General features: G+C 58.4%; 22 protein-coding genes and 1 pseudogene. 15 read left to right on the forward strand and 8 right to left on the reverse strand.

What is annotated here, in order from left to right:
- Positions 1-92: 92 nt before the first annotated feature.
- Positions 93-2,456, forward strand: coding sequence for a DNA polymerase II (locus tag AO242_RS14930; protein WP_099269341.1), 2,364 nt, complete (start codon positions 93-95; stop codon positions 2,454-2,456).
- Between the two features lie 250 nt (positions 2,457-2,706).
- Here AO242_RS14930 and AO242_RS14935 read toward each other — a convergent pair whose 3' ends face one another.
- Both AO242_RS14935 and AO242_RS14940 read right to left on the reverse strand, forming a co-directional pair.
- The gene (locus AO242_RS14935; RefSeq protein WP_099269323.1) at positions 2,707-3,561 is read right to left on the reverse strand and encodes an NAD-dependent protein deacetylase; all 855 of its coding nucleotides are present in this window, start codon (positions 3,559-3,561) and stop codon (positions 2,707-2,709) included.
- A gap of 71 nt (positions 3,562-3,632) precedes the next feature.
- Complete coding sequence (locus AO242_RS14940) at positions 3,633-4,259, reverse strand: LysE family translocator (protein ID WP_099269324.1); 627 nt, start codon at positions 4,257-4,259, stop codon at positions 3,633-3,635.
- Between the two features lie 165 nt (positions 4,260-4,424).
- Here AO242_RS14940 and AO242_RS14945 point away from each other — a divergent pair, with 165 nt between their 5' ends.
- On the forward strand, positions 4,425-5,270 hold the full coding sequence (locus AO242_RS14945) for a PhzF family phenazine biosynthesis protein (RefSeq protein WP_099269342.1): 846 nt from the start codon (positions 4,425-4,427) through the stop codon (positions 5,268-5,270).
- Positions 5,271-5,430: 160 nt separating this feature from the next.
- On the opposite strand, the gene AO242_RS14950 is transcribed toward AO242_RS14945, so the two are convergent.
- From AO242_RS14950 to AO242_RS14965, 4 genes and pseudogenes are all read right to left on the reverse strand, one after another.
- Positions 5,431-5,772, reverse strand: a complete 342-nt coding sequence (locus tag AO242_RS14950) for a helix-turn-helix domain-containing protein (RefSeq protein WP_099269325.1) — start codon at positions 5,770-5,772, stop codon at positions 5,431-5,433.
- A gap of 123 nt (positions 5,773-5,895) precedes the next feature.
- Positions 5,896-6,756, reverse strand: coding sequence for a TIGR03915 family putative DNA repair protein (locus AO242_RS14955; protein ID WP_176560631.1), 861 nt, complete (start codon positions 6,754-6,756; stop codon positions 5,896-5,898).
- On the reverse strand, positions 6,747-7,967 hold the full coding sequence (locus AO242_RS14960) for a putative DNA modification/repair radical SAM protein (protein ID WP_027902755.1): 1,221 nt from the start codon (positions 7,965-7,967) through the stop codon (positions 6,747-6,749). The genes AO242_RS14955 and AO242_RS14960 overlap by 10 nt, the downstream gene beginning before the upstream one ends.
- A gap of 334 nt (positions 7,968-8,301) precedes the next feature.
- Positions 8,302-9,172: pseudogene (locus AO242_RS14965) on the reverse strand (LysR substrate-binding domain-containing protein).
- 247 nt (positions 9,173-9,419) lie between these two features.
- Here AO242_RS14965 and AO242_RS14970 point away from each other — a divergent pair.
- The 13 genes from AO242_RS14970 (at position 9,420) to AO242_RS15025 (ending at position 23,160) form a co-directional block, all read left to right on the forward strand.
- A complete protein-coding gene (locus AO242_RS14970) occupies positions 9,420-10,253 on the forward strand; it encodes a transporter substrate-binding domain-containing protein (protein ID WP_099269326.1) in 834 nt (277 codons plus the stop codon).
- Between the two features lie 283 nt (positions 10,254-10,536).
- Complete coding sequence (locus AO242_RS14975) at positions 10,537-11,376, forward strand: transporter substrate-binding domain-containing protein (RefSeq protein WP_099269327.1); 840 nt, start codon at positions 10,537-10,539, stop codon at positions 11,374-11,376.
- Positions 11,373-12,809 carry an FAD-binding oxidoreductase gene (locus AO242_RS14980; RefSeq protein WP_099269328.1) on the forward strand — a complete coding sequence of 479 codons (1,437 nt, stop codon included), beginning with the start codon at positions 11,373-11,375 and terminating at the stop codon, positions 12,807-12,809. The genes AO242_RS14975 and AO242_RS14980 overlap by 4 nt, the downstream gene beginning before the upstream one ends.
- Positions 12,806-14,023: an aminotransferase class I/II-fold pyridoxal phosphate-dependent enzyme gene (locus tag AO242_RS14985; RefSeq protein ID WP_099269329.1), complete on the forward strand. Its 1,218-nt coding sequence runs from the start codon at positions 12,806-12,808 to the stop codon at positions 14,021-14,023. Before AO242_RS14980 ends, AO242_RS14985 begins: the two co-directional genes overlap by 4 nt.
- Complete coding sequence (locus tag AO242_RS14990) at positions 14,020-14,754, forward strand: amino acid ABC transporter permease (protein ID WP_099269330.1); 735 nt, start codon at positions 14,020-14,022, stop codon at positions 14,752-14,754. Before AO242_RS14985 ends, AO242_RS14990 begins: the two co-directional genes overlap by 4 nt.
- On the forward strand, positions 14,744-15,535 hold the full coding sequence (locus tag AO242_RS14995; protein ID WP_099269331.1) for an amino acid ABC transporter permease: 792 nt from the start codon (positions 14,744-14,746) through the stop codon (positions 15,533-15,535). The genes AO242_RS14990 and AO242_RS14995 overlap by 11 nt, the downstream gene beginning before the upstream one ends.
- Positions 15,522-16,358, forward strand: coding sequence for an amino acid ABC transporter ATP-binding protein (locus AO242_RS15000; protein ID WP_027898429.1), 837 nt, complete (start codon positions 15,522-15,524; stop codon positions 16,356-16,358). The genes AO242_RS14995 and AO242_RS15000 overlap by 14 nt, the downstream gene beginning before the upstream one ends.
- A gap of 333 nt (positions 16,359-16,691) precedes the next feature.
- Positions 16,692-17,288: a cysteine dioxygenase gene (locus tag AO242_RS15005; RefSeq protein ID WP_099269332.1), complete on the forward strand. Its 597-nt coding sequence runs from the start codon at positions 16,692-16,694 to the stop codon at positions 17,286-17,288.
- A gap of 216 nt (positions 17,289-17,504) precedes the next feature.
- Positions 17,505-20,273: a cystathionine beta-lyase gene (metC, locus tag AO242_RS15010; protein ID WP_099269333.1), complete on the forward strand. Its 2,769-nt coding sequence runs from the start codon at positions 17,505-17,507 to the stop codon at positions 20,271-20,273.
- A gap of 75 nt (positions 20,274-20,348) precedes the next feature.
- Positions 20,349-20,480: a hypothetical protein gene (locus AO242_RS29730; RefSeq protein WP_255878800.1), complete on the forward strand. Its 132-nt coding sequence runs from the start codon at positions 20,349-20,351 to the stop codon at positions 20,478-20,480.
- The gene (locus tag AO242_RS15015) at positions 20,477-21,220 is read left to right on the forward strand and encodes a metal ABC transporter ATP-binding protein (RefSeq protein WP_099269334.1); all 744 of its coding nucleotides are present in this window, start codon (positions 20,477-20,479) and stop codon (positions 21,218-21,220) included. The genes AO242_RS29730 and AO242_RS15015 overlap by 4 nt, the downstream gene beginning before the upstream one ends.
- Before the next feature lie 160 nt (positions 21,221-21,380).
- Positions 21,381-22,250, forward strand: a complete 870-nt coding sequence (locus AO242_RS15020; protein WP_027902015.1) for a metal ABC transporter permease — start codon at positions 21,381-21,383, stop codon at positions 22,248-22,250.
- Between the two features lie 16 nt (positions 22,251-22,266).
- Positions 22,267-23,160 carry a metal ABC transporter substrate-binding protein gene (locus AO242_RS15025; protein WP_099269335.1) on the forward strand — a complete coding sequence of 298 codons (894 nt, stop codon included), beginning with the start codon at positions 22,267-22,269 and terminating at the stop codon, positions 23,158-23,160.
- 226 nt (positions 23,161-23,386) lie between these two features.
- Here AO242_RS15025 and AO242_RS15030 read toward each other — a convergent pair whose 3' ends face one another.
- Entirely contained in the window at positions 23,387-24,529 is a 1,143-nt protein-coding gene (locus AO242_RS15030) for an aldose epimerase family protein (protein ID WP_099269336.1), read from the reverse strand.
- Positions 24,530-24,617: 88 nt separating this feature from the next.
- Positions 24,618-24,857 (reverse strand): hypothetical protein (locus AO242_RS29550; RefSeq protein ID WP_218927842.1); only part of this gene is annotated, 240 nt, incomplete at its 5' end.

The raw sequence follows: 24,857 nt of genomic DNA on the forward strand, positions 1-24,857 counted from the left end.
TTGGTCGTAGCCGCCGTCACGAAGATGAGTCGCCCTCTAGCGGGCAATGCCAAGTAGAATCACGCTCCTGAAGGTTTTTGAGGTTTGCGGTGGTGGATGTACAGCAGGGCTTTATCCTGAGCCGACACTGGCGGGATACGCCGGAAGGCACGCAGGTGGAATTCTGGCTGGCGACCGATAACGGTCCCCGGCACATTCGCTTGCCTGTGCAACCCTCGGTGGCGTTCATTCCTGCTGAACAGCGTGCTCGTGCCGAAGCCGTATTGCGCAGCGAGTCAGGGGTCGAGCTTCGTGAGCTGAGTCTGTGTGATTTCCGCCATCGCCCGGTCCTTGGGGTTTATTGTCAGCAGCACCGGCAACTGATGAACCTGGAAAAATCCCTGCGCAAAGGCGGGGTGGATGTCTACGAGGCCGATATCCGCCCGCCTGAACGCTATCTGATGGAGCGTTTCATCACCGCCCCCGTGCAATTCAGCGGTGTTGCGGACAGTAATGGCACGCTGTGCGAGGCGCAGATCCGGCCTGCAGAACACTACCGGCCCCAGTTGCGTCTTGCGTCGCTGGATATCGAAACCACGGAAAAAGGCGAGTTGTACTCCATCGCGCTGGAAGGTTGCGGCCAGCGTCAGGTTTACATGCTGGGCCCCGCCAATGGCGATGACCGCGACGTCGACTTCGCGCTTGAATACTGCGACACCCGCAAGCTGCTGCTGGAGCGTCTCAACCAGTGGCTTGAGCTTCACGATCCGGACGCGATCATTGGCTGGAATGTGGTGCAGTTCGACCTGCGGGTGCTGCACGAGCATGCTCAGCGACTGCAAGTGCCACTGCGCCTTGGGCGGGGCGGGGAAGCCATGGGTTGGCGCGAGCATGGATCACGCAACAATCACTTTTTCGCCGACGCCAGCGGGCGTCTGATCATCGACGGCATCGAGGCGCTGCGCTCGGCGACCTGGAGCTTCCCGTCGTTCAGCCTGGAAAATGTCGCCCAGACCTTGCTCGGAGAGGGCAAGGCGATCGATACGCCTTACCAGCGCATGGATGAAATCAACCGCATGTTCGCCGAGGACAAGCCTGCGCTGGCGCGCTACAACCTGAAAGACTGCGAACTGGTGACGCGCATCTTTGCCAAAACCGAGTTGCTGACCTTCCTGCTGGAGCGCGCTTCGGTCACGGGGTTGCCTGCTGACCGCAGCGGCGGCTCGGTGGCTGCGTTCTGTCATCTGTACATTCCGTTGATGCATCGCCAGGGCTTTGTGGCGCCCAACCTTGGCGAGCGCATGCCCGAGGCCAGTCCCGGTGGATTTGTCATGGACTCGCAGCCGGGGTTGTATGAGTCAGTGTTGGTGCTGGACTACAAGAGCCTTTACCCGTCGATTATCCGCACCTTCCTGATTGATCCGGTGGGGCTGGTCGAAGGCTTGCGCAATCCTTCGGACGAAGACTCTGTACCGGGTTTTCGCGGCGGGCGCTTCTCTCGCACCCGGCATTGCTTGCCCGCGATTGTCGAGCGGGTCTGGCAGGGGCGCGAGACGGCCAAGCGGGAGAACAATCAGCCGCTGTCTCAGGCCTTGAAGATCATCATGAACGCCTTTTATGGCGTGCTCGGTTCCAGTGGCTGCCGCTTTTTTGATACGCGGCTCGCGTCATCGATCACCTTGCGCGGCCACGAGATCATGCGCCGCACCCGGCAGTTGATTGAAGCCCAGGGTTATACGGTGATTTACGGCGATACCGACTCCACCTTCGTCTGGCTCAAAAGCCTGCACGGCGAAGAAGACGCGACCCGGATCGGCCGTACGCTGGTGCAGCAGGTCAACCAGTGGTGGCGCGAGCATTTACAGCAGGAATACGGCCTGGCCAGTGCGCTGGAGCTGCAGTTCGAGACGCACTTTCGCCGGTTCCTGATGCCGACTATTCGCGGTGCGGAAGAGGGCAGCAAGAAGCGCTATGCCGGGCTGGTCAGGCGCGCGGATGGCTCCGATGAAATGATTTACAAAGGACTGGAAACGGTCCGCACCGATTGGTCGCCACTGGCCCGGGAATTCCAGCAGGAGTTGTATTCGCGGATTTTCCATCGGCGGCCGTATCAGGACTATGTGCGCGACTATGTGCGCCGTACCGTGGCGGGCGAGCTGGATGACTTGCTGATCTATCGCAAACGGCTAAGACGTCGACTGGATGATTATGAGCGTAACGTGCCACCTCATGTCCGGGCAGCGCGTCTTGCGGACGAACACAACGCAAGCCTGGGTCGTCCCAAGCAGTATCAGAATGGCGGCTGGATCAGCTATGTCATCAGCGTTGCCGGGCCTGAGCCTCTGGAAGTCAGGCATGCACCTATCGACTACGACCATTACGTCACCCGCCAGCTACAACCTATCGCCGAGGCCATCCTGCCATTCGTGGATGATGATTTCAGCACGCTGATTGGCGGGCAGTTGGGGTTGTTTTAGATCATTCCCCATCTAATTCTGAAATGCGATCCTCTGTGGGAGCAGGGCTTGCCCGCGATACAGGCAACGCATATCACAGGCAAGCCTCCCACAGGTTCTGCATAAATCCGTAGGACCGGCTTTAGCCGGGAGGGCTTCGGAATATTCGCTAAACGTCTTTTGCCGGCAATACCGCTCTCCCGACTAAAGTCGGTCCTACAAGATCAAGCCTGCAGGCCAACATAGAATCTTCCACAGGTAATTGCAGGCATCAGGTATCTCTGTGCCCGACCAACCGCTCCACCAACTCCGGCAACAATATCTCGCACGACATCTCAATCTTCAGATCCAGCAGTTCATCGGCGCGTGTCTTGCCGATGTTGATGGCAATCAGTGGCTTGCCTTGCTCGCTTATGGTCTTGCACAGGCGGAATGCGGAGTAAGCCATCAGTGACGAGCCCACTACCAGCAAGCCGTCAGCATGGGTCACATTTGCCAAAGCTTGTGCAGCGGTAGGCGGCGCAACGTTTTCGCCGAAAAACACCACATCGGGCTTGAGGCGCTGGCCATTGCAGTGCGGGCAATGTGGTACCTGAAAACGCGTCTCGAATGCGGGGTCGAGCAAGGTATCGCCATCTGGCGCCTGCACCGCGTCAACGCCTGCCAGGTAGGGATTCTGCGCTTCCATCAATTGCTGAATCGCGGCGCGATCAAAGCGCTCGCCGCAGTCCAGGCACAGCACCCGGTGCAGGCTGCCATGTAGCTCGACGACGTCAGTGCTGCCAGCCTGATCATGTAGCGTATCGACGTTTTGCGTGATCAAACCGCTAATGTAGCGATGAGATTGCAGCGTCGCCAAAGCGCGATGCGCCGCATTGGGTTGAGCAATCCGCACCCGCGGCCAGCCCAGCATCGCCCGCGCCCAATAGCGTCGCCGCGCTTCAGGTGAGCCGAGAAACTCCTGGAACATCATCGGTGCCTTGCCGCGCCTTACACCGTCGGTATCCCGGTAATCAGGAATACCCGACGGTGTGCTGATGCCTGCCCCGGTCAGGACCACAAAACGTTTTTGCGCCATGAGCGTGTAAAGCGTTTCGACCGGGGCGGTGGATGGGCTGTCCAGCATGATGGGTTCTCCGCGTGGCGTGAGTTGTATCTGACCCGGCGGATGCTTGAATGGTGCCCTCTACAACAGATTCACGGTCTGGACATGACCATCAGGCGCACGGCCATCAGGGTCAGCACCGCTGCAAGCACTCTGTGTTGTAGCTTTCCTAACCGTTCTTTGCCCGCAAACCAACGATTGATGGTGCTGCCAAAGGCACCCAGTACGGCATGGAAGACAAACGCAATTATCGTCAGCACCAGGCCGAGCACGATCAGTTGTTGGGCGATCATGCCGTTGGAAGGCGTCACGAATTGCGGCAGGAAAACGATAAAAAACAGTAGTCCCTTGGGATTGAGCAAGCTGTTGAGCATCGACCTGACGAACACTGTTCTCAGCGAAACCTTGTTATCGATGACGTTTTTGCCCGGCTTGCCGCCTTGCAGGGCTTTCCAGGCCATCCACAACAGGTAGACCGCGCCGACATAACGAATGATGTCGAAAGACGGCGGCCATGCCGCGACGAGACCGGTCACCCCGGTTGCGGTCAGTATCGTCAGCACGATATCCGCGGCGCCGATCCCCAGCGAAACGGCCAGACCGCCGCGCCACCCATAAGTAAAACCGTGGCTCATGACAAACGCCATATTCGGCCCCGGTGTGATCAACAGAAGCATCACCGCGCCGCAGAATAAAGACAGTGTCTGAAGGTCGATCATGGGCTGCTTCCTTTCATTGATATCGTTCGCTGACGTTAGCGGATCGCGCCGGACAGGCTGCGCTACAGTTGCTCGCGATTTTTATGCAACAGTTTTTTCCGGGCTTTACCTTGCCCGGTTTGAAATGAGAGTCTCGCCGCCTTGGCGTTTTCAGAGTGGGCAGTGATGAGTCGTTATTCGTTCAAACAGGTTGATGTATTCAGTCGGCATGCCCTCAAGGGCAACCCGCTGGCCGTGGTGCTTGAGGCTGACGCACTCAGCGAATCAACCATGGCCGCGTTCGCCCACTGGACCAACCTGAGTGAAACCACTTTTGTGCTTAAGCCCCAGCATCCCGAGGCGGATTATCGACTGCGGATCTTCACCACGCAGTATGAGTTGCCGTTCGCCGGGCACCCGACGCTGGGCAGTTGCCATGCCTGGCTGGAGAGTGGCGGGCAGCCTAAAGGGGAGGAAATCATTCAGGAATGCGGCATAGGTTTGGTGCGGATTCGTCGCCAGGGCAAACAACTGGCGTTTACTGCACCCGCGTTGTTGCGTTCTGAGCCGGTCGAGGCTGGGTTGCTGGAGCGGATTCGCGTCGGAATGGGGCTGGCTGACGGTGCGATTCTTGACGCCCGCTGGGTTGATAACGGTGCTGGATGGTTAGCACTCAGGCTCGCGGACAGAGCCAGCGTACTGGCGCTGAAACCGGATTATGCGCAGTTGGGCGGTCTGGCGATTGGTGTGTTCGCGCCTTGGGATCCGCTACTCGATGGGGAGGAAGCTCAATTTGAAGTCCGAGCATTCATCCCGGGTGACGGCATGCCTGAAGATCCGGTGACCGGGAGCCTCAATGCCGGTATCGCGCAATGGTTGTTGAGTGCCGGGCTGGCAGAGGACAGCTATGTGGTCAGTCAGGGCACGGTGCTGGGCAGGCAAGGTCGGGTTTACGTGCAGCGTCTTGGTGACGACATCTGGATTGGCGGCGAGGTGGTGACGTGTATTGAGGGTGGGGTAGAACTGGAATGAGACTTTACTATCGGGCCGCCATGTTGGCCCGCAACTAATGTGCGAAACAACCCGATGGGACCGGCTTTGGTGCACCGGTTAAAGTCGTTCCCACTGACTATGTTCCATTCAGCGGGTTAGTTTGCAGGTTATTGCCGCCGTGCTCGGCAGTAAAAAACCATCAGGATTTAACGGCTTGCTCTTCAGACACGGAAAGAGTGCTGATCAAGCGTTTGATGTCTTCCTGTACATCCAGAGGTAAACCGTCCAGCTCGGTTAACACTTTCGACTCGCCTGCGGAAATGGAGTCGATGGCCAGTAACTCCCGGGAACCGGTAATGACATACAAAACATCGACCCCGGCCTTCGCAACCGCTCTGAGGTATTCGGCATTGGGAAAGCGCTTGCCTCGTTCGTAAAGCCCTTGAGCATTGGCTTCAACTCCGCCAACCAAACCCAGGTCTCGCTGAGAAAGATCGAGACGCTTTCTTTCCAACTTGAGTCTTATGCCCATGCCTTCCATTTGGTGATTTCCTGATGCTGATCCACTTCGATGAGAAGGTAGTTGTTTGAAGCGTGTCGCAGATTACCAAGAAGGTCTTGATGTTTGAAGGCTTTGATAGCAACTGATGAACGGTGTAGCGCTCTAGGACGGGGCGACTCCCGGACCGCGTGCGATACGCTTGCCGGGTCTCGCGGCGACTTGACTGGCCTGACCGTCACGCTGTTTGCCGGTTCTCGCCTCACTGATTAAAGCAGGAATTAAAGGACCTTCAGGCAGGTTTTTCCAGAAGCGGCTTGGAAAGTGGCCTTCCATGACCTTGGGGTTCAGGCGTGCCGGGTTGAAGATGTGACTGTAATAGGTCAGCCACAGCTCCCCACCCGGATCCTCGGCGTTGCGCGCCAGTTGTTGCCAGGCAGGCGGGCAGACACGCTGATGGATCAACTGCTGGCCGTCGTAGTAGACCCCGTCTTTGGGTGTGGCAATCATCCACCGATGCTGCCCCATACGGCCGATAAAATGCTGACTGGCGCTGTGCAGGATGTCGTGAGCAGGTTCGTGCCACGCGACGTATTGCGGCTGCGCAAATTGCGCTGGCAGCTCAGATTCGGGCAGTGCAACAAAACGCAGAAATGCGTGCAGATGATGGGCTTCCCGGCTGACTTGCTTGATGCGTCGATGCAGCTCGCTACCCAGTTTGTCGCCTGCCAGCATCGCGGTGCGATCCCCATGGCTGACACGCCAAAGCACCTCATACAACAGGCTCCAGCGCTGATCGCCGCGAAATTGTGAGGCGCTTTCCAGCAACTGCAGAAGGGCCAGCGGGATCCGGGCCTGAAACGGACCTTGCTGTTCCGGGTAACTGTGATCAGAGCCAAACAGGTCGCTGCCGTCGCTGGATTTCCAGCTCACCTGACTTGGATCGACTTCATGGCTGAGCAGCCAGCGTGCCTGCTGTCGCCAGTTGTCGAACAGGTCGTCGCAATCCAGGCAAATCATCCCCATAACCCCATTTGCTGCGGAGCTGGGCGGTCGCGCAACAACATGTGCAATGACTCGCTGCTGCTCTCTGCCTGAGTCGGGTGATAGTCGCAGGTAATGATGAACGGTTTGGCCTTGGCCAGTACACAGCGCATGCGTGTCAGGTCTTCGTAGCGGATTCGACGCTGACGGCGTAGCTCCAGCAAACGGTTGGTGGTGCGGATACCGATGCCTGGGATTCGCGCAATCTGTGAAGCGTCGGCGCGGTTGAGGTCCATGGGGAACAGGCTGCGGTTGTTCAGGGCCCAGGCCAGTTTCGGGTCGATGTCCAGTGCCAGATCACCGGCGCCCTGAAACAGCTCCTTGACCTTGAAGCCATAGCCACGCAGCAGGAAATCCGCCTGATACAGACGGTGCTCGCGCATCAGTGGCGGGGCGGCCAACGGGACACTTTTCGGGCTGTTGGGGATGGGGCTGAACGCGGAGTAGTAGACCCGGCGCAGGCCGTAATTGCCGTACAGGGATTCGGCGCTGGTGAGAATGGTACTGTCGTCGGTCTCGTCAGCGCCGACGATCATTTGCGTGCTTTGCCCGGCAGGTACGAAGCGCGGCGCACGCGGCTCATTGAGGATGGTTTGCTGTCCGGTGTGGATGGTCTTCATCGCCTGTTTGATGGTGACGACGTTTTTTTCCGGTGCCAGGGTTTTCAAGCCGTCATCGGTGGGCAATTCGATGTTGACGCTAAGACGATCCGCGTAACGGCCGGCCATTTCGATCAGTGCCGGGTCAGCGTCCGGGATGGTCTTGAGGTGGATATAGCCACGAAACTCATGGACCTCCCGCAGTTGACGCGCCACTTCGATCAACTGTTCCATGGTGTAGTCGGACGAACGAATGATTCCGGAACTGAGGAACAGTCCGCTGACACAATTACGTCGATAAAAATCCAGTGTCAGGGTGACCACTTCTTCGGGGCTGAAGCGGGCACGGGGTACGTCGCTGGAGCGGCGATTGACGCAGTATTGGCAGTCGTAAAGACAGAAGTTGGTCAGCAGGATTTTCAGTAGTGAAACACAGCGTCCATCAGGCGTATAGCTGTGGCAGATACCCATGCCGTTGCTCGAACCCAGCCCGGTCTTACCCTCCGAACTGCGCTTGGGTGCACCGCTGCTGGCGCATGACGCGTCATACTTGGCGGCGTCAGCAAGGATGCTGAGCTTGTCGATCAGCTGCATGGGAAACTCCGATACTGTTTGTATGTACAGTATAGGGTTCAGGCGTGGGACGCAATGTCCTGCGGTCGGGTGAATAGATGGTTGGCTTGAGGCCATTACATTATTTGAATTGGCGCAGGATCGTATGTGGGAGATTCTATGTTTGCCTGCAAGCGTGCTCTTGATCTTGTAGGACCGGCTTTAGCCGGGAGAGCGGTATGTCGCCAAAGAAAATTTAGCGAACTTCCCGACTTCCTCCCGGCTAAAGCCGGTCCTACGAGACTGCGTAGGTTCTGTGGGAGCGAGTGGGATTGCATTTCAATTCAGATGAGTAAAAATTCCTCTCGGAAGCGCATTACAACCCCTGACTCCCCCGAATCAGTTCATAAGCCCGGCGTGCCAGCGGATTAACTGTGTTTGGCCTGATCCACAGGTGGTAGGTCACGTCCGGCAGGCGCGGCAGACCGTCGTTCTCACCCAGGACGCGCATGTCCGGGCCGAGCATTTCCATGCTTCGTGCCGTCACACCCAGTCCCGCGCGAGTGGCGGCCTTGACGCCGATCAGGTTGGATGCCAGATACGCCTGACGCCAGGGGATATTGGCGCGCTCAAGGGCTTCCAGCGCATAACGTCGGTAAATGCTCGGCTCATCTATCAGGATCAGCGGCAGCGGCTCGCCCGGCTCGTGAATGTACCCCGCAGAACAGATCCACCAGACCGGCGACGTGCGCAAGGCAAAGCCTTCAAGGTCCGGATCTTCGCGAGTGGAAATGACCAGGTCCACCTTGCCGCGATGTAGATCATCCATCAGAAACGGGCTGCGGCCGACGTCGATTTCCAGCCCGAAGACGCGGTGCCGAGCGTGCGATGTGGCTGAGAATCGGCGGCAAAATCGTATCGGCGATATCGTGAGGTGAGCCTATGCGCAGCACGCCACTCAGGCTGTCTTCGCGCAGGGAATTGAGCGCTTCGTCATTGAGCGACAACATTTGCCGGGCATGACGCAACAACTGGCGACCTGGCTCGGTGAGCTGTTTCTGACGGCCCTGTTTCTGGAACAGACTGACTCCCACTTGCTGCTCCAGACGCTGCATGTGCTGGGTCACGGATGATTGTGTACGTGCCAGTCGGGCTCCGGCTTCAGCAAAGCTGTTGTGGTCAGCCACGGCAATGAAGGTGCGCAGCAATTCCAGATCAAGTGTCGTGTTGGGCGGATTGTTCAGCATGGGGATATGGCTCGATTCATATCAATCAGACAGCTCAATACATTACGTATTTTTATGTAATGTCGGTCGTTATTTTTCAGAAACTCCATAAGAGGCCCGTTTTACGAGCTTATAGCGTTTTTGCTTAAAGCTGGAATACAGAAAGTTATAACCATATTTGATATTTGAATTTCCGTTAATTGTTGCCGCTACCTAGGATGCCCACACATCAGTGTCGGGGTACGCCGACCATTAACAGGGAATGATTATGCCGACCACTCGCACGCCAGTTTCTCGTTTTATGCCCATCATGCTGAGCGCTCTGGTTTCGTTCGCGGTCAGCGGCCTGGCCCAGGCCGATGCAACGCTGGACAAAATTGAAGCCCGGCACAAGGTCGTGGTGGGGGTTCTGCTTTCCGGTGGGCCGTTCGGTTCTATCGATCCGTCCAGCCAGAAGCCAAAAGGGCTGAACGTCGATCTGGCCGAAGACATCGGCCGTCGTCTTGGCGCAGAAGTCGAACTGGTGTCGGTCCTGCCCGCCAACCGCGTGCAGTTCCTGCAGCAGGGCAAGGTGGATCTGTTGATCGCCAACATGGAATGGACCGCTGAGCGTGGCCAGATCCTGGGGTCGGTGCCGACGCCTTTCTATCGGGTTGGCGGTACGGCAGCGGTGCTGAAAGACAGCAAGATCAATACCTGGCAAGACCTCAAAGGTCAGCCGGTGTGCACCTCTCAGGGCAGCAGCTACGTCAAGCCGCTAACCGAGTTCGGTGCCGAGCTCAAGGCGTTCAAAAGCTCTTCGGAATCGCTACTGGCGCTGCGTGGCAACAACTGCGTAGCCGCGGTTCATGACTCCACCCTGATCAATCCGTTGTTGACCAGCAATCCTGAGTGGAAGGACTACCGCGCCATCGCGCCAGAACTCAATCCCGCACCGTCCGTGATCTGGACCCGTCAGGGCGAAACCGACACCCAAGCCAGGCTGGATGCCATCGTCAAGGACTGGCACCGCACCGGCTTTCTGATCGAGGCCGAGAAGCGCCACAACATCACCCCGGCATCGCCTGCGCTGGTTGAGCTGCATGCGCAGTTCAAGGGCTGACGGTATCTGATCTCGCTACCATCCTGTAGGAGCGCGCTTGCCCGCGATAGTGCCGGGGCAGCGCGAAGCAGCTTTGACTTGATAACCCAATCGCGGGCAAGCGCGCTCCTATGCAGACTGTGTGAAAACTACTGCGCTCGGCAATACTGCGTTAAAAACAGGCGAAAAATGCTCATTTAGAACACCTAGACTCCGCTTTTTCGCCTGTTTTTGCCTTGTCTTGCCGTCGCTCGCTACGTTTTCACACAGTCTGTACAGGTCCAGTGTTTCGTAAGGACTTCCCATGAACACCTTCTTCACCCGCAAAACCCTCACAGCCCTCGGGCTGGTGCTCTGCGCCGGGCTTGCCCATGCCGACGCGACACTGGACAAGATTCAGCATCGTCACAAGATCAGCATCGGTGTGATTCTCAGCGGCCCGCCATTCGGCACTATTGACCCAGCCACCGGCGCGCATCAGGGCTACAACGTCGAACTGGCCAAAGGCATTGCCAAACAGTTGGGCGTCGAGCTGGAAACCGTCTCCGTGCTGGCCCCCAATCGTGTGCAATTCCTGCAGCAGGGCAAGGTTGATCTGCTGATCGCCAACATGCAGTACACCGATGAGCGTGCCGGGATTCTCGATTATGTGCCGACCCCTTATGAAGAAGTCGGCGGTGCAGCACTGATTCGCAAAGACGCGGGAATCAGCAAGTGGGAGGACCTCAAGGGCAAGCCGGTGTGCGTGTCCCAGGGCAGCAACTTTATCAAACCATTGCAGGAAACCTACGGCGCGCAAATCAAGGCGTTCCGCAGCCAGTCCGAATCGCTGTTGTCGTTGCGCGGCAACGGTTGTGTTGCGGCAGTCCATGTCAGCCCCACCATGCATGCACTGCTCGGCGAAGAGGAGTGGGCCGATTACTCAACCCCTTTGCCTACCGACCTGATCCCGTCCAACTCGGTGATCTGGATCCGCAAGGGCGAACATGACGTGCAAGCCAGACTCGACGCCATTGTGCGTGACTGGCACCGCAGCGGCTGGTTGATCGAAGTCGGCGAACGCACCGGGATGGCACCTTCCCAGGCCTTGCGCGACCTGCACGAGAAATTCCGTAACGCCGCACCGTTGGCCGTCAAGCAATGAGTGCAGCCCTGTTCGAGGCGTTGCAGCAACTGCTGGGCGCCAGCCATGTGCAGAGCGGTGAAGACGCCGTGCCGCAACTGACCGACAAGCAGGGCAGTTATGTCGGGCGGGCCGTGGCTATCGTGCATCCCGCCGATACCGAACAAGTCGCAGCGGTTGTGCGTTTGTGTGTTGCGCATCAAGCGCCGATTGTGGTGCAAGGCGGCAACACCGGGTTGATGGGCGCGGCGACACCCGATGCCAGTGGCAGGGCAGTGCTGGTGTTGCTCGATCGCCTGAATCGGGTGCGTGAGGTGGACACCGATAACGACACCTTCACGGTTGAAGCCGGTTGCATCCTGCAAAACCTGCAGCACGTGGCGCGCAATGTGGACCGTCTGTTTCCGCTCAGTCTGGGCGCAGAGGGCAGTTGCACCATCGGCGGCAATCTGGGCACCAACGCAGGTGGCACCGCGGTGCTGCGTTATGGCAATACCCGCGAGTTGACCCTGGGTCTGGAAGTGGTGACTGCCGAAGGCGAAATCTGGCATGGCCTGCGCGGTTTGCGTAAGGACAACACCGGCTACGACCTGCGCGATCTGTACATTGGCAGCGAAGGCACCCTGGGCATTATCACGGCCGCGACCTTGAAACTGTTTCCTCTGCCCAAGGCTCAGGCGACAGCTTTCCTGGCCTTTGAGTCGCTGGCGCAGGCCGTCAGCTTCCTGTCCCGTGCCCGCGCCGGATTTGGCGCAAGCCTGACGGCTTTCGAGTTGCTGACGGCTGATTGCCTGGCGTTGTTGCGCGAGCAGTTTCCGGACGGTCCAAAGCCGTTTTCCAACGCCGCGCAACCCTGGTTTGCACTGCTTGAACTGTCTGATAACCACAGCGAAAGCCATGCCCGACAATCGTTTGAAGGGGTGTTGGGTGCTGCATTCGAAAGCGATTTGCTGGCCGATGCCCTGATCGCCGAAAGCCTCGCCCAGAGCGAAGCCCTGTGGTTGCTGCGCGAGAACATGAGTGACGCGCAGAAACGCGCCGGTCGCAACATGAAGCATGATATCTCTGTGCCGATCTCACGTGTGGTGGAGTTCGTTGCTCACACCGATGCTTTGCTGCAGGAACACTTTCCCGGCGTGCGCAACTTCACCTTCGGCCATCTGGGCGACGGCAACCTGCATTACAACGTGGCCCATCCGCTGGGTTCGACGGTTGAGGCGCATATGGCTAATTACGCCGCCCTGAGTGCGCTGGTGCATGACAGTGCTCATGCCTTCGGCGGCTCGATCAGTGCCGAACATGGCATTGGTCAGCGCAAGTTGCAGATGCTCACTCACTACAAAAGCCCGGTGGAACTGGACCTGATGCGTCGCATCAAGCAGGCGCTGGACCCGAAAAACCTGCTTAACCCCGGCAAAGTTCTGGTGGTTGGCGAACAGGGAGAAGCGCCATGAGCGTGCGTCTGTCAAAACGCGTGCAACGCGTCACGCTGTCGGCCAATGCCGCCGCCAAATCCCGTGTCACCGCTTTGCGCGAGGCCGGAGTCGATATTCTCGATCTGACAACGGGCGAGCCAGATTTCGATACCCCGGAACACATCAAACAGGCCGCCTGTGCGGCGATTGCGGCGGGCGACACCAAATACACGGCGACCCCCGGCGTAAAAGCCTTGCGCGATGCTGTGCAACGCAAACTGCAGCGGGAAAATCGCCTGGACTACGCGCTACCTTCCATCGTGATCGCCAATGGCGCCAAGCAGATTATCTATAACGCCTTCGCTGCGACCCTGGATGACGGTGATGAAGTGCTGGTCCCTGTGCCGTACTGGCCGTCGTTTCCGGATAGCGTGCGTTTCAGCGGTGGCGAACCGGTGTTCATCGAATGCCCGCTGGAACAGGGCTGCAAACTGACGCCGGCCCAGCTGGAAAACCACATCACCGAGCGCACCCGCTGGCTGATCCTCAATGGTCCTGGCAACCCAAGCGGCGCGGTCTACAGCGAAGCCGAGTTGCTGGCGCTGGCCGAGGTGTTGCGCCGCCATCCTCAGGTCCTTGTGCTGCTCGACGAGCTGTATGAACACATTCGTTTTGATGACCGCCAGGCGTTGAACCTGCTTAACGTCGCGCCTGACCTGCAATCGCGCTGCTTGCTGGTGGGTGGGGTTTCCAAGACTTATGCCATGACTGGTTGGCGCATCGGCTTTGGCGCGGGTCCGCAAACACTGACGACCGCGATGACTGTCGTCCAGTCCCAGTCCACCTCCGGCGCATCGTCGGTCGGCCAGGCCGCGGCACTGGCGGCATTTGAAGGCGGCTTGGGTTTCCTGCCGGAACAGGTCGCCGCCTATCACCAGCGTCGTGATCTGCTGGTTGCTGCGTTGCGCGATGTGGATGGCTTACAGGTGCTGGAGCCGCAAGGTGGGTTCTTTGTGTTTGTCCGCTGTGCCGGTTTGCTCGGTCGTTATCGTCCGGACGGCCAGCGCATTGATAGCGATGCCGATGTGGTCGACTGGTTGCTTGAGTCCGGCGTTGCAGGCGTGGCCGGAAGCGCCTATGGGCTGTCGCCCTGGTTTCGGCTGTCGATTGCGACTGCAACGGCCAGTGTTGCCGAGGCCGGACGTCGCATCGCAGCGGCCTGCGCCCGTCTGCACAGCGAGGTCCCCGCATGAGTCATTGGCTGGAACTGTTCGTTCACTGGGCCGCCGGGTTCGGGCTCAACTACAACTTTTTGCTCGACGCCTATCAGCGCGGATCCATGGTGGACGGAGCGCTGACCACGCTGTTGCTGTGCGCATTCACCATCGTTGGCAGTTTGCTGGTCGGGGTGGTGTTGGCGGCGATGCTGACGTCGGGCAAAGCGTATCTGGCTACACCCGCACGGGTTTTCATTGAAGTGACCCGCAACACGCCGACGCTGGTGCAACTGTATTGCGCGTTCCTGGTGCTGAACATGTTGCTCACTCAAGCGGTCGGTGCGGCGAACCCGCTGACGCCGTTTGCCTGGGTGGTGATCGTGATTTCCCTGCACAAGGGCGCGTTCCATGCCGAAGCATTGCGCGCCGGTATTGAAGCGGTGCCGTCGGTGACCATGGAAGCCGCCAGCTCGCTGGCATTCAGCAGTCGTCAGTTGCTGTGGAATGTGCAACTGCCATTGGCGTTGCGGTTTGCCTTGCCATCACTGATCAACAACCTGATTGATCTGGTGAAGATGACCGCAGTGGCGTCGGCCATTGCCGTCGGCGATATCACCTACGCGGCAATCATGATCTGGACCCAGAGCGACAACGTGCTGGAGTTGATGATTCTGATTCTGTCGTTTTTCGGCTTGCTGAGTTTCGTCGTCAATTGTGTAGGCCGCGCCCTTGAAGCGCGCCTGAGGATGCCCGGTTATGGCCACTGATTCTTCCACTGTGGCGGTGCCGCTGGCCTGGCCGCGCCGCCATATGGGCAAGCTTGCGCTGCTCGTCGCTGCAGTTGCCTGGCTGATCCTCGCTGCGCCGCAAAGCCCGGTGTTCATGGCGTTGATGCAATGGTCGCCCGCGTTGGCCAAGGGCTTTGGACAGAACATTCTGATCAGCCTTGTCGCGATTGGCCTGGGCACCGTCGCCGGGCTGTTGATCGGTGCGCTGGCCTTGTCGCCCAGCTGGATATTGCGTCTGCCCGCGCGGATCTGGGTGCAGATTTTCCGCAATGCGCCCTGGCTGGTATTGATCTATTTCACCACGTACGTATTCCCGTTCGAGATTCATATCGGCAGCTCGTACATTTCGTTTCCCGACTGGGTCAAGGTCACTATCGGCCTGGCTTTGCCTGCCAGCGCCAACGTCGCGGAAATCTTCCGCGGTGCGATTGGTTCGATCCCCAGCACCCAGTGGGAGGCCGCGCGTTCACTGGCGTTCACCCGCTGGCAGATTTTCACTTCAATCATTTTGCCGCAGTGTTTCAAGCGCATGTTGCCGCCGTGGATGAACCTCTATGCGGTCATCACTATGGGCACTGCACTGGCATCGCTGGTGGGTGTGCATGACGTAATAGATACGGCGCAGATCGCCAGTAATACCGTTAATCAGACCGGGTTCACGGTGCTGATTTACCTGAGCCTGTTGGCGTTGTTTTTCGCCTACTGCTATCCGATTTCCCGTTTGACTCAACGTCTGGAGCGCCGTTATGCCTTCTACTGATACAGCGTCCAGCCCTCTGGTCAGCCTGCGCGATCTGCATTTGTCGTTCGGTACCAATCACGTGCTCAAAGGTATCGACCTGGAAGTGCAACGAGGTCAGGCAGTGTCGATCATCGGCCCTTCAGGCTCGGGCAAATCGACCATCCTGCGTTGCATTACCGGTTTGCTACAGACCCAGCGCGGCACCATCCAGGTTGGTGCGACTGAGGTCAACAAGCTGGCCACCGAGGCCGACCGCATCGAGCTGCGCAAACGGGTTGGCTTTGTGTTTCAGCAATACAACCTGTTCCCGCATTTGTCGGTACTGGAGAACCTGGTCATTGCCCCGCGCAAAGTGCTGGGTGTCAGCCGTGCCGAGGCCGAGCAACAGGCTCGCGCGCTGCTGGCCAAGGTTCGCATGGAACACAAGGCGGATGCTTATCCCGGTCAATTGTCCGGCGGTCAGCAGCAGCGTGTGGCGATTGCCCGGGCGTTGGCCATGCGGCCTGAACTGATCCTGTTTGATGAAGTGACCTCGGCCCTGGACCCGGAAACGGTCGGCGAAGTGCTGACCGTGATCCGTGAGCTGACGGAGGAGGGCATGACCTGCGTGCTGGTCACCCACGAAATGCGCTTCGCGGAAGAAATCAGCGACGTGGTGTATTTCACCGAGAACGGCCTGATCGTTGAGCACGGCAGCGCCGAGCAGATTTTCCAGCGGCCGGTGAGCGAGCGTACCCAGGAGTTTCTGCGTCATGCACTGGGTGATTCCGGTCGACGTCCGGCGGCACAGAATGACCCGTATGTGTTGAGCAATCTGAGCCGGTACAGCATTTCTGTTTGAGGCTGTAAGAGGAACCCCAAACTGTTTTGATTTGAAATTCTTTTCCATGTGGGAGCTGCCCCGGTGTCGCTGACACCACGCTGTCGCGCAGCAAACACGGGACCTGTAGGAGTGAGCTTGCTCGCGATTCGATCTGTTGGTCGATGTATATATTGCCTGTGCTGAAGCTATCGCGAGCAAGCTCACTCCTACAGAAAATGCATTCCAGATCAGGTAGTTATTTCTTGTTTGATAGGAGCTAGGCTTGCCCGCGATACAGGCAACGCATATCGCGGGCAAGCCCAGCTCCCACAGGGGAAACATTTCAGTTCAAGAGTTAACCCAGGAGTATTTATGACCATTGAAAACCGTGCCGAAGCCATCGAAACCCTTTTGCAGCAAGTGCGTGTGATCAACGACCGCGGCGTAGACCGGGCGGCGTTGCAGGAAATCATCGCATTGCTGGAAGGCCTTGCCACTCGCCATGACCTGTTCAACTTCGACACGTTTCCCTCGCCGGTGCCTGGCGCGGGTTCGACGGCTTTTCGCTATCGCCTGAACGACGACGGCGAGACGCCAACGCTGTACATGAACTCGCTGCTGCCCGGTAAAAAAACCTTGCCTCACAACCATGAGACGTGGGCAGTGATCGTTGCTGTGCAAGGTCAGGAAATCAACTACGTCTGGGGACGCACCGACGACGGCAGCAACCCGGAATACGCCAGACTTGAGCTGGAAAAAGAAGTCGTGGTGCAGCCAGGTACACCGATAGGTTTTCTCGGCGAAGACCTGCACGGCATTCGCGTCGACGGTGAAACGCCGACCCTGCATTTCCATTTATATGGCCGCCCGCTGGAGTCGTTGAACGGCCGGTTTGGTGTGAACGAAGAGGGCCGCGTGCTGAATTACAACGCCTCGCAGATGGAACCTTCGATCAAGGCTTACGCGTGATTGATGTGCTCCGTCTGCGTGCCTGTGGCAGGGCTGGGTAATCGGTTAACCGGCAGTTGGTGTGTGCGATAAATAATGGCGCGGTGTGACTTATATCCACGTCTCATGTATCGCGGGCAAGCACCGCTCCCACACAGTCTGCTCAGGTCCTCTGCTCACTCGAGAGCAGCACCGCTCCAACAGGTCCTGCATCAATACAACAATTTGTGAGATTCCATGAGCCAAACCATCACACTAGCGCAACTTCAACAGTGGCTTTTCGACGGGCAGGAAATTGCCCTGTTTGATGTGCGCGAGCACGGTCAGTACGGCGAGGCGCATTTGTTCCATGGGCAGAATCTGCCCTACAGCCGTCTGGAAATCGAAGCGCCGCGTCTGGCTCCCAATCCAGCTGTGCGTCTGGTGATTTATGACCAGACCGGCAGTGACGTCGCTCCACGCGCTGCCGCTCGTCTTGCCGCGCTGGGTTATCAGCAGGTATCTATCCTGCAAGGCGGCGCCGATGGCTGGCAGGCGGCGGGTTTGCAGCTGTTTGCCGGTGTGCACGTGCCGTCCAAGGCATTTGGCGAACTGGTGGAAGAGGCCAGTCATACGCCGCACATAAGCGCCAACGAACTGGCCCAATGGCAGGCTCGTGGCGAGCCGTTGCTGGTGCTCGACGGTCGGCCATTCGACGAATACCGCAAGATGACCATTCCCGGCTCCATCTGCTGCCCTAATGGCGAACTGGGCTATCGGCTGCCTGCGCTGATTAACGACGAAACCACACCGATTGTCGTGAACTGCGCGGGTCGCACCCGTAGCATCATCGGTGCACAGACGCTGATCGATCTGGGCGTGAAAAACCCGGTCTACGCCTTGGAAAATGGCACTCAAGGCTGGTACCTCGCTGACCTGCAACTGGAACATGGCAGCGCTCGGCGGTATCCCGATCAGGTTGCGGTGGAATCCCTCGGCAAACAGCGCGAAGCCGCTCAGGCACTGGCGCAAAAAGCCGGTGTAGAAACGGTCAGCGCCGATCAGGTTGTCAGATGGGCGGAAGATCAAAGCCGCAGTCTGTTCCTGTGTGACGTGCGCACTGCTGAAGAGTTTGCTGCGGCGACGTTGCCGGGTGCGCAACATACGCCGGGCGGTCAGTTGATTCAGTCAACTGACTTGTACATCGGCGTGCGCCATGCGCGCATCGTGCTGATCGATTCCGACGGCATCCGTGCGCCAATCGTTGCCGGCTGGCTGCGCCAGTTGGGGCATCAGGCTTATGTGCTGGCGGACGGCATCAGCAGTGGTCTGGCGTTGCCCGTCTCGCCGGGCTTGAACGCTTCGCCGTTACCGACCATCAAGGCGACGGCTGCATCCGATGCCTTGAAGGATGACGCCATTGCCCTCGTTGATTTGCGCCCAAGCACCGGCTTCCGCAAGGCGCACGTCCAAGGCTCGCGCTGGTCGATTCGTCCGCTGCTGGCGAACGCGGTGGCTGATGAAGCGCGACCACTGGTGTTAGTGGCCGACAGCCCGGAAGTCGCACAGCTGGCTGTGCTGGAATTGCCTGAGGCGCAACGCGCAAACGTTCGGTTACTGGAGGGTGGTTTGGCGGCCTGGCAAGCAGCGGGCTTGCCGCTGGTAGAGAACGCCGCAGCGCTGGCCGACGCGCAGTGCATCGACTTCCTGTTTTTTACCCACGATCGGCACTCCGGCAACAAGGACGCCGCACGTCAGTATCTGGCCTGGGAAATCGGCTTGCTGGCGCAGATGACGGAACAGGAAATCAACAGCCTGAAGCCTTTGCACGCAAAAAAGCCTGAGCGTCCGCTGGCTGACCCTTATGTGCGTACGCGGCTGATTCACGCCGCGCGTACTGAAAAGGGCAGCGGCGGGCGCGCCGTCAATGTTCCGGTCACACGAATGAGCACCGTGCTGTTCGACAGCCTCAGTCAGATGCGCGACATCCGTAAGCGTCGCGACACGGAGCGCGTTCTCAGCTACGGCGCGCGGGGCAACCCTACCGGTTTCGCGCTGGAAGACCTGGTCACCGAGCTGGAGGGTGGATATCGCACCAAGCTGTTCTCGACAGGTCTGGCGGCTGCGGCGCAAACCTTTCTGGCCTATCTGCGTCCCGGCGATCATGTACTGCTCACTGACGCGGTCTATGGCCCGGTACGCAGGCTGGCCGCGGAGTTTCTCACCCCTTTCGGTATCGAGGTCGGTTACTTCCCGGCCGATGGGCGCGGGCTGGAGGGTCTGCTGCAAGCCAACACCAGAATGGTCTACGCCGAAGTGCCGGGTTCGTTGCTCTACGAACTGTGCGATCTGCCAGCCATTGCGGCGCTGTGCAAACCCCGGAGCATTCTGTTGGCGGTGGACAACACCTGGGGTTCGGGCTACCTGTATCGGCCACTGACGCTGGGTGCCGATATCTCGATCATGGCCTTGACCAAGTACATTTGTGGCCACAGCGATGTGGTGATGGGCAGCGTTTGCACGCGCAAAGAGGTGTGGCCCGCTTTGGGACGGATGAGCGAAACCTTCGGCAACACCGTCAGCCCGGACGATGCTTATCTGGTATTGCGCGGCGCCCGGACACTGGCCTCGCGGCTGGATGTGCATGAGCGTCAGGCGCTGGAAATTGCCCAGTGGCTACAGGCGCAACCTCTGGTCAAGAAGGTCTTCCATCCGGCGCTGGTTGGGCATCCGCATCACGCGTTGTTCAAGCGCGACTTCAGTGGCAGCAATGGCTTGTTGTCGTTCGAACTGCTGAATGCCGATCCTGCTCAACTGGACCTTTTCATCGGCGCCTTGAGTCTGTTCGGACTGGGCGCCTCGTGGGGCGGTTACGAGAGCTTGATTACCGTCGCTGATCTGAGTGATCGGAAGAATCTGGCAGACAAAGCGCTGAACCCGGTGCTGCGCCTGCACATTGGTCTGGAGGATGTGGCAGCGCTGATCGAGGATCTGCAAAAGGGCTTTGTTGCTATTAGAGGGCAGTGAACATAAATGTTATTTCATAACATTCAGATTGATCGCTATGTAATACTGTAACGAATCGTTGCAGGTTACTGATTCATGAAAGCTCCACGTGTTCCGTCCATCGCCGGTTCGGTCCTCGCCCAGTCGGCATGGAAGCGAGTCGTGCTCGCCCTGAGCATGCTGATATTTCTGTGGCTAGCCATCGTCTGGGCGGTGGCCATTCCATGAGCGCCGCTATTTCCCTCAAAAATCTCACCGTTGCCTACGAACGGCGGGCTGCGGTGCATCACCTTAATGGGTGCTTCGAGGCCGGTAGCCTGACGGCGATTGTCGGGCCTAACGGCGCGGGCAAATCGACCTTGATCAAAGCTATCGCGGGCACCCTGAAACCGGCGGCAGGACGGGTCGACCGCGGCAATCTTGTGACCAAAACCCTCGGTTATCTGCCCCAGGCGGCAGAGATCGACCGCAGCTTTCCACTGAGCGTGGCGGACACCGTGGCCATGGGCGCCTGGCGCAGTATCGGCGCATTCCGTGGTCTGACTCGCGACCTGGCGAAACGCACCCAGGAATCACTGCAAGCCGTCGGGCTGGAAGGTTTTGAGTCACGTAGCATTGGCTCACTGTCGTCCGGGCAGTTTCAGCGAGTGCTGTTCGCCCGGCTGTTACTGCAGGACGCTGCGGTAATTCTGCTCGACGAACCCTTCACCGCGATCGATGCACGCACCACCCGTGACCTGCTGGAGCTCGTCCGGGTCTGGCACGGGCAGGGCAGAACCGTCATCGCGGTGCTGCATGACATCGATCAGGTCCGGCAGCACTTTCCGCAAACCCTGTTAATGGCCCGGGAAGCCATTGCCTGGGGTGCGACTGCCGACGTGCTGAACGTCGAAAACCTGCGCAAGGCGCGAAACATGGCCGAGTTCTGGAGTGCAGATGCGGAGTTGTGTGGGGAGAAGGCTCTGTGATTTCTCCCGGGGTGCGATGTCCTGTAGGAGTGAGCTTGCTCGCGATGGCGTCAGGTCAGACGATTACTTTTTTGCTGGTATACCGCATCGCGAGCAAGCTCACTCCTACAGAAAGCCGGATTCGAGTCAGGTCCCGCGTCCGGACTCTGAGGGTGCCATCATGACCCTCTACACCTTATTAATCGAACCTTTCATCGAGTTCGGTTTCATGCGCCGTGCCCTGGTGGCTTGTCTGGCGCTGGGCATTGGTTCGGGACCGGTGGGCGTTTTGTTGATGCTGCGGCGCATGAGTCTGGTGGGCGATGCCATGAGTCATGCGGTGTTGCCAGGCGCCGCACTGGGCTTTCTGTTTTTTGGTTTGTCGCTGCCTGCCATGGGCATCGGCGGCTTGATCGCAGGTCTGGCGGTCGCGCTGTTGTCGGGACTGGTCAGCCGTTTGACGACGCTGCGTGAGGACGCCAGTTTTGCCAGCTTCTACCTGACCTCTCTGGCAGCCGGGGTGATGATCGTTTCCCTGCACGGCTCCAACGTCGATCTGTTGCATGTGCTGTTCGGCACCATTCTGGCTATCGATGCCGACGCGATCTACATGGTCGGCGGCATCGCTTCGTTCACGGTGATTCTGCTCGCACTGATTTATCGGCCACTGGTTCTGGAATGTTTTGACCCCGGATTCCTGCGGGCCGTCGGCGGGCGTGGCTCCCTGTATCACGTACTTTTTCTGCTGTTAGTGGTGCTCAATCTGGTGGCGGGCTTTCAGGCGCTGGGCACCTTGATGGCGGTCGGCATGATGATGCTACCGGCTACGGCGGCGCGTTTCTGGGCCACTTCATTGAGCGCGCTGGTGGCGATCTCGACGCTGGTTGCCACCTTGTCAGGGCTGATCGGATTGATCATTTCCTACCACATGGGTGTTGCCTCAGGGCCTGCCATCGTCCTGACCGCCAGCGCTTTCTATGGCTTTTCTCTGTTGTTCGGCCGCACGGGCATCCTGCGCGGCCTGTTTCCCCAATCCCATCTGACCCACTGATTTCAAGAGGAACGTCATGAAACGATCAATGCTGTTGAGTTCGATGGCAGCCCTTGTGCTGTCCGCGTTTAGCTTTCTGGCCCAGGCCAAACCGCTGGAAGCCGTCGCTTCATTCACTGTCATTGCCGACATGGTGCAGAACGTTGGCGGCGAGCGGGTACATGTCACGTCGCTGATCGGCCCCAACGGCGATCCGCATGTCTACGAGCCCAGCCCGGCTGACGCCCAAGCGTTGAAGAAGGCCGATCTGGCCTTTGTCAGCGGATTGCATCTGGAAGGCTGGATGGATCGGTTGATCAAGGCATCAGGCTACAAAGGCGAGCCTGTGGTGCTGTCCAACGGGATCAAGACCCGCAGTATGGAAGAGGACGGCGAACGCATCACCGATCCCCACGCCTGGAACAGCGCTGCCAATGCGGTGATCTACGTGCGCAATATCGTTGCCGCGCTGGAAAAAGCCGATCCGGCGGGCGCGAGTCTTTATAAGGCCAATGGCGAGCGCTACACCCAGCAGCTTCAAGCGCTGGACAGCTATGCGAGGACACAAATCCAGTCGATCCCGGTGGCGCAACGCAAAGTGCTGACTTCCCATGATGCGTTTGGCTACTTTGGCGATGCGTATGGTGTGACGTTCCTGTCGCCTCTGGGATTCTCGACCGAATCTGAAGCGTCGGCGGCAGATGTGGGCAAATTGATCCGGCAGATCAAGGCCGAGCACGTCAGTGCGTACTTCTTCGAGAACTCCGGTGATCCGCGCCTGGTGAAACAGATCGCCGATGCCAGCGGTGCCAAGCCCGGTGGCGAGTTATATGTGGAAGCGCTGTCGCCAGCCAATGGGCCAGCGGCCAGCTATGTGCAGATGTTCAAGTACAACGTTGACCAGTTGGTCGCGGCGATGCGGGGTAAGTGATTGTCAGGGTAATGCGAGGTTCATTTGAGAGATTCTATGGTGTCCCTTCATTCCGTAGGACTGGTTTTAGCCGGGAGAGCAGTATTTCCGGCGAAGAAGGTTGGGTGATTGTCCCGACGCCCTCCCGGCTAAAGCCGGTCCTACGGAATTGCGCATAACCTGTGGGAGCTGTGCCTGGTTTGGGCTGCATTCAGAGCACTGCTCTCACATTTTGACTTGCGTAGGCCTACAAGAATTTAAACACGGTCGTCTGGGTATACGCCTTGCCCGGATCCAGTCGTGTGCTCTGGAATTTCGGCTGGTTCGGCGCGTCCGGATAGTGCTGGGTTTCCAGGGTGAAGGCGCCCCAGTGCGGGTAGACCTTGCTACCTTTGCCGTGGATGCTGCCGTCCAGGAAGTTGCCGGTATACAGCTGCACGCCAGGCTCGCTGGTGAACAACTGCAGGCGACGCCCGGATTGCGGGTCGCTGACTTCGGCAGCCAGTTTGCTGACGTCGCCTTTGGTGTCCAGTACCCAGTTGAAATCAAAGCCGCCTTGTTTCGGCTCGGCATATTTCAATTGCTGATGGTCCGCCTTGATGTTCTTGCCGATGGCCGTAGGCGTCAGGAAGTCCATAGGCGTGCCTTTGACCGCAGGCAGTTCGCCGGTGGGAATTAGCTTCTCGTTGACCGGCGTGTAATGCGAGGCGTGCAGTGTGGCGACCTGCTTCAGTACATCACCGTTACCCGCGCCCGCGAGGTTGAAGTAGCTGTGATTGGTCAGGTTCAGCACCGTGGGCTTGTTGGTGGTGGCGTTGTAGTGGATGCGCAGCTCGTTCTTCTCATTGAGGCTATAGGTCACCTCGGTCTTCAGCTCGCCGGGGAAGCCCATTTCGCCATCCGGTGACACATAGGTCAGTTTTACGCCCACCCAGCCATTCTCATTACTGGGTTCGGCTTTCCATACCCGCTTGTCAAAACCCTGAGTGCCGCCGTGCAAGGCGTTGGTCTTGTCGTTCTGTGGCACCTGATAGGTCTTGCCATCAAGGCTGAACTTGCCATCCGCCAGGCGGTTGCCGAAGCGGCCAATGGTCGCCCCGAAATAGACGGTTCCGTTGTCCTGATAGCCTTTCACATCATCGAAACCAAGCACCACATCCTCCACCTTGCCGTTCTTGTCCGGCAGGAGCAGCGATTGCAGGGTCGCGCCGTAGGTAATGATGTTGGCTTCTACGCCATGGCTGTTGCGCAGGGTGTATTTCTCGACGGCAGTGCCATCGGCTGTCTTTCCAAAAGCGCTGTGTTCATTGGTAAGGCTGGCCGCGTTGGCCGTGAGGGTGGCGATCATCAAGGACAGTCCGAAGCTGCTGAGCAGTGAAGAGGGTTTCATTGAATGTACCTTTTTTGTTGTTGTGGTAGGGCTGCACCGAACCTTCGATGCGGGCCGGGTTCTCACTAAGCTTGGTTTATTGGTCTGACTATTCATCCTCTAAAATAGTGATAAAAGGATTTATAGCCGATAAAACGCCACTTGAAAATTTAATCGTAATACTATTTGATGGTTGGCACAGGCTGAATGCTTCGGCGATTGCACCCGGCGAAAATTTCACCGAATTCATCGTAATTGGATGGACTCGCCCAAGCCGAGGCGTCAGTAGCGCCACGGTGGCATTCTTAAGAAGCCAACGACAGCGAGGGCGAGTCCATGAAAAAGCATA

Source organism: Pseudomonas sp. ICMP 561, assembly GCF_002699985.1.
GTDB classification, from domain to species: domain Bacteria; phylum Pseudomonadota; class Gammaproteobacteria; order Pseudomonadales; family Pseudomonadaceae; genus Aquipseudomonas; species Aquipseudomonas quasicaspiana.

Bases quoted from the DNA above. Each gene is read 5' to 3' on its own strand.
- AO242_RS15005 (WP_099269332.1), top strand. From the start codon at position 16,692: ATGACCATTGAAAACCGTGCCGAAGCCATCGAAACCCTTTTGCAGCAA.
- AO242_RS15000 (WP_027898429.1), top strand. From the start codon at position 15,522: ATGCCTTCTACTGATACAGCGTCCAGCCCTCTGGTCAGCCTGCGCGAT.
- AO242_RS14970 (WP_099269326.1), top strand. From the start codon at position 9,420: ATGCCGACCACTCGCACGCCAGTTTCTCGTTTTATGCCCATCATGCTG.
- AO242_RS14985 (WP_099269329.1), top strand. From the start codon at position 12,806: ATGAGCGTGCGTCTGTCAAAACGCGTGCAACGCGTCACGCTGTCGGCC.
- AO242_RS14975 (WP_099269327.1), top strand. From the start codon at position 10,537: ATGAACACCTTCTTCACCCGCAAAACCCTCACAGCCCTCGGGCTGGTG.
- AO242_RS15015 (WP_099269334.1), top strand. From the start codon at position 20,477: ATGAGCGCCGCTATTTCCCTCAAAAATCTCACCGTTGCCTACGAACGG.
- AO242_RS14950 (WP_099269325.1), bottom strand. From the start codon at position 5,772: ATGGAAGGCATGGGCATAAGACTCAAGTTGGAAAGAAAGCGTCTCGAT.
- AO242_RS14955 (WP_176560631.1), bottom strand. From the start codon at position 6,756: ATGGGGATGATTTGCCTGGATTGCGACGACCTGTTCGACAACTGGCGA.
- metC (WP_099269333.1), top strand. From the start codon at position 17,505: ATGAGCCAAACCATCACACTAGCGCAACTTCAACAGTGGCTTTTCGAC.
- AO242_RS14995 (WP_099269331.1), top strand. From the start codon at position 14,744: ATGGCCACTGATTCTTCCACTGTGGCGGTGCCGCTGGCCTGGCCGCGC.
- AO242_RS15025 (WP_099269335.1), top strand. From the start codon at position 22,267: ATGAAACGATCAATGCTGTTGAGTTCGATGGCAGCCCTTGTGCTGTCC.
- AO242_RS15020 (WP_027902015.1), top strand. From the start codon at position 21,381: ATGACCCTCTACACCTTATTAATCGAACCTTTCATCGAGTTCGGTTTC.
- AO242_RS14945 (WP_099269342.1), top strand. From the start codon at position 4,425: ATGAGTCGTTATTCGTTCAAACAGGTTGATGTATTCAGTCGGCATGCC.
- AO242_RS14960 (WP_027902755.1), bottom strand. From the start codon at position 7,967: ATGCAGCTGATCGACAAGCTCAGCATCCTTGCTGACGCCGCCAAGTAT.
- AO242_RS14935 (WP_099269323.1), bottom strand. From the start codon at position 3,561: ATGCTGGACAGCCCATCCACCGCCCCGGTCGAAACGCTTTACACGCTC.
- AO242_RS29730 (WP_255878800.1), top strand. From the start codon at position 20,349: ATGAAAGCTCCACGTGTTCCGTCCATCGCCGGTTCGGTCCTCGCCCAG.
- AO242_RS14990 (WP_099269330.1), top strand. From the start codon at position 14,020: ATGAGTCATTGGCTGGAACTGTTCGTTCACTGGGCCGCCGGGTTCGGG.
- AO242_RS14940 (WP_099269324.1), bottom strand. From the start codon at position 4,259: ATGATCGACCTTCAGACACTGTCTTTATTCTGCGGCGCGGTGATGCTT.
- AO242_RS14980 (WP_099269328.1), top strand. From the start codon at position 11,373: ATGAGTGCAGCCCTGTTCGAGGCGTTGCAGCAACTGCTGGGCGCCAGC.
- AO242_RS15030 (WP_099269336.1), bottom strand. From the start codon at position 24,529: ATGAAACCCTCTTCACTGCTCAGCAGCTTCGGACTGTCCTTGATGATC.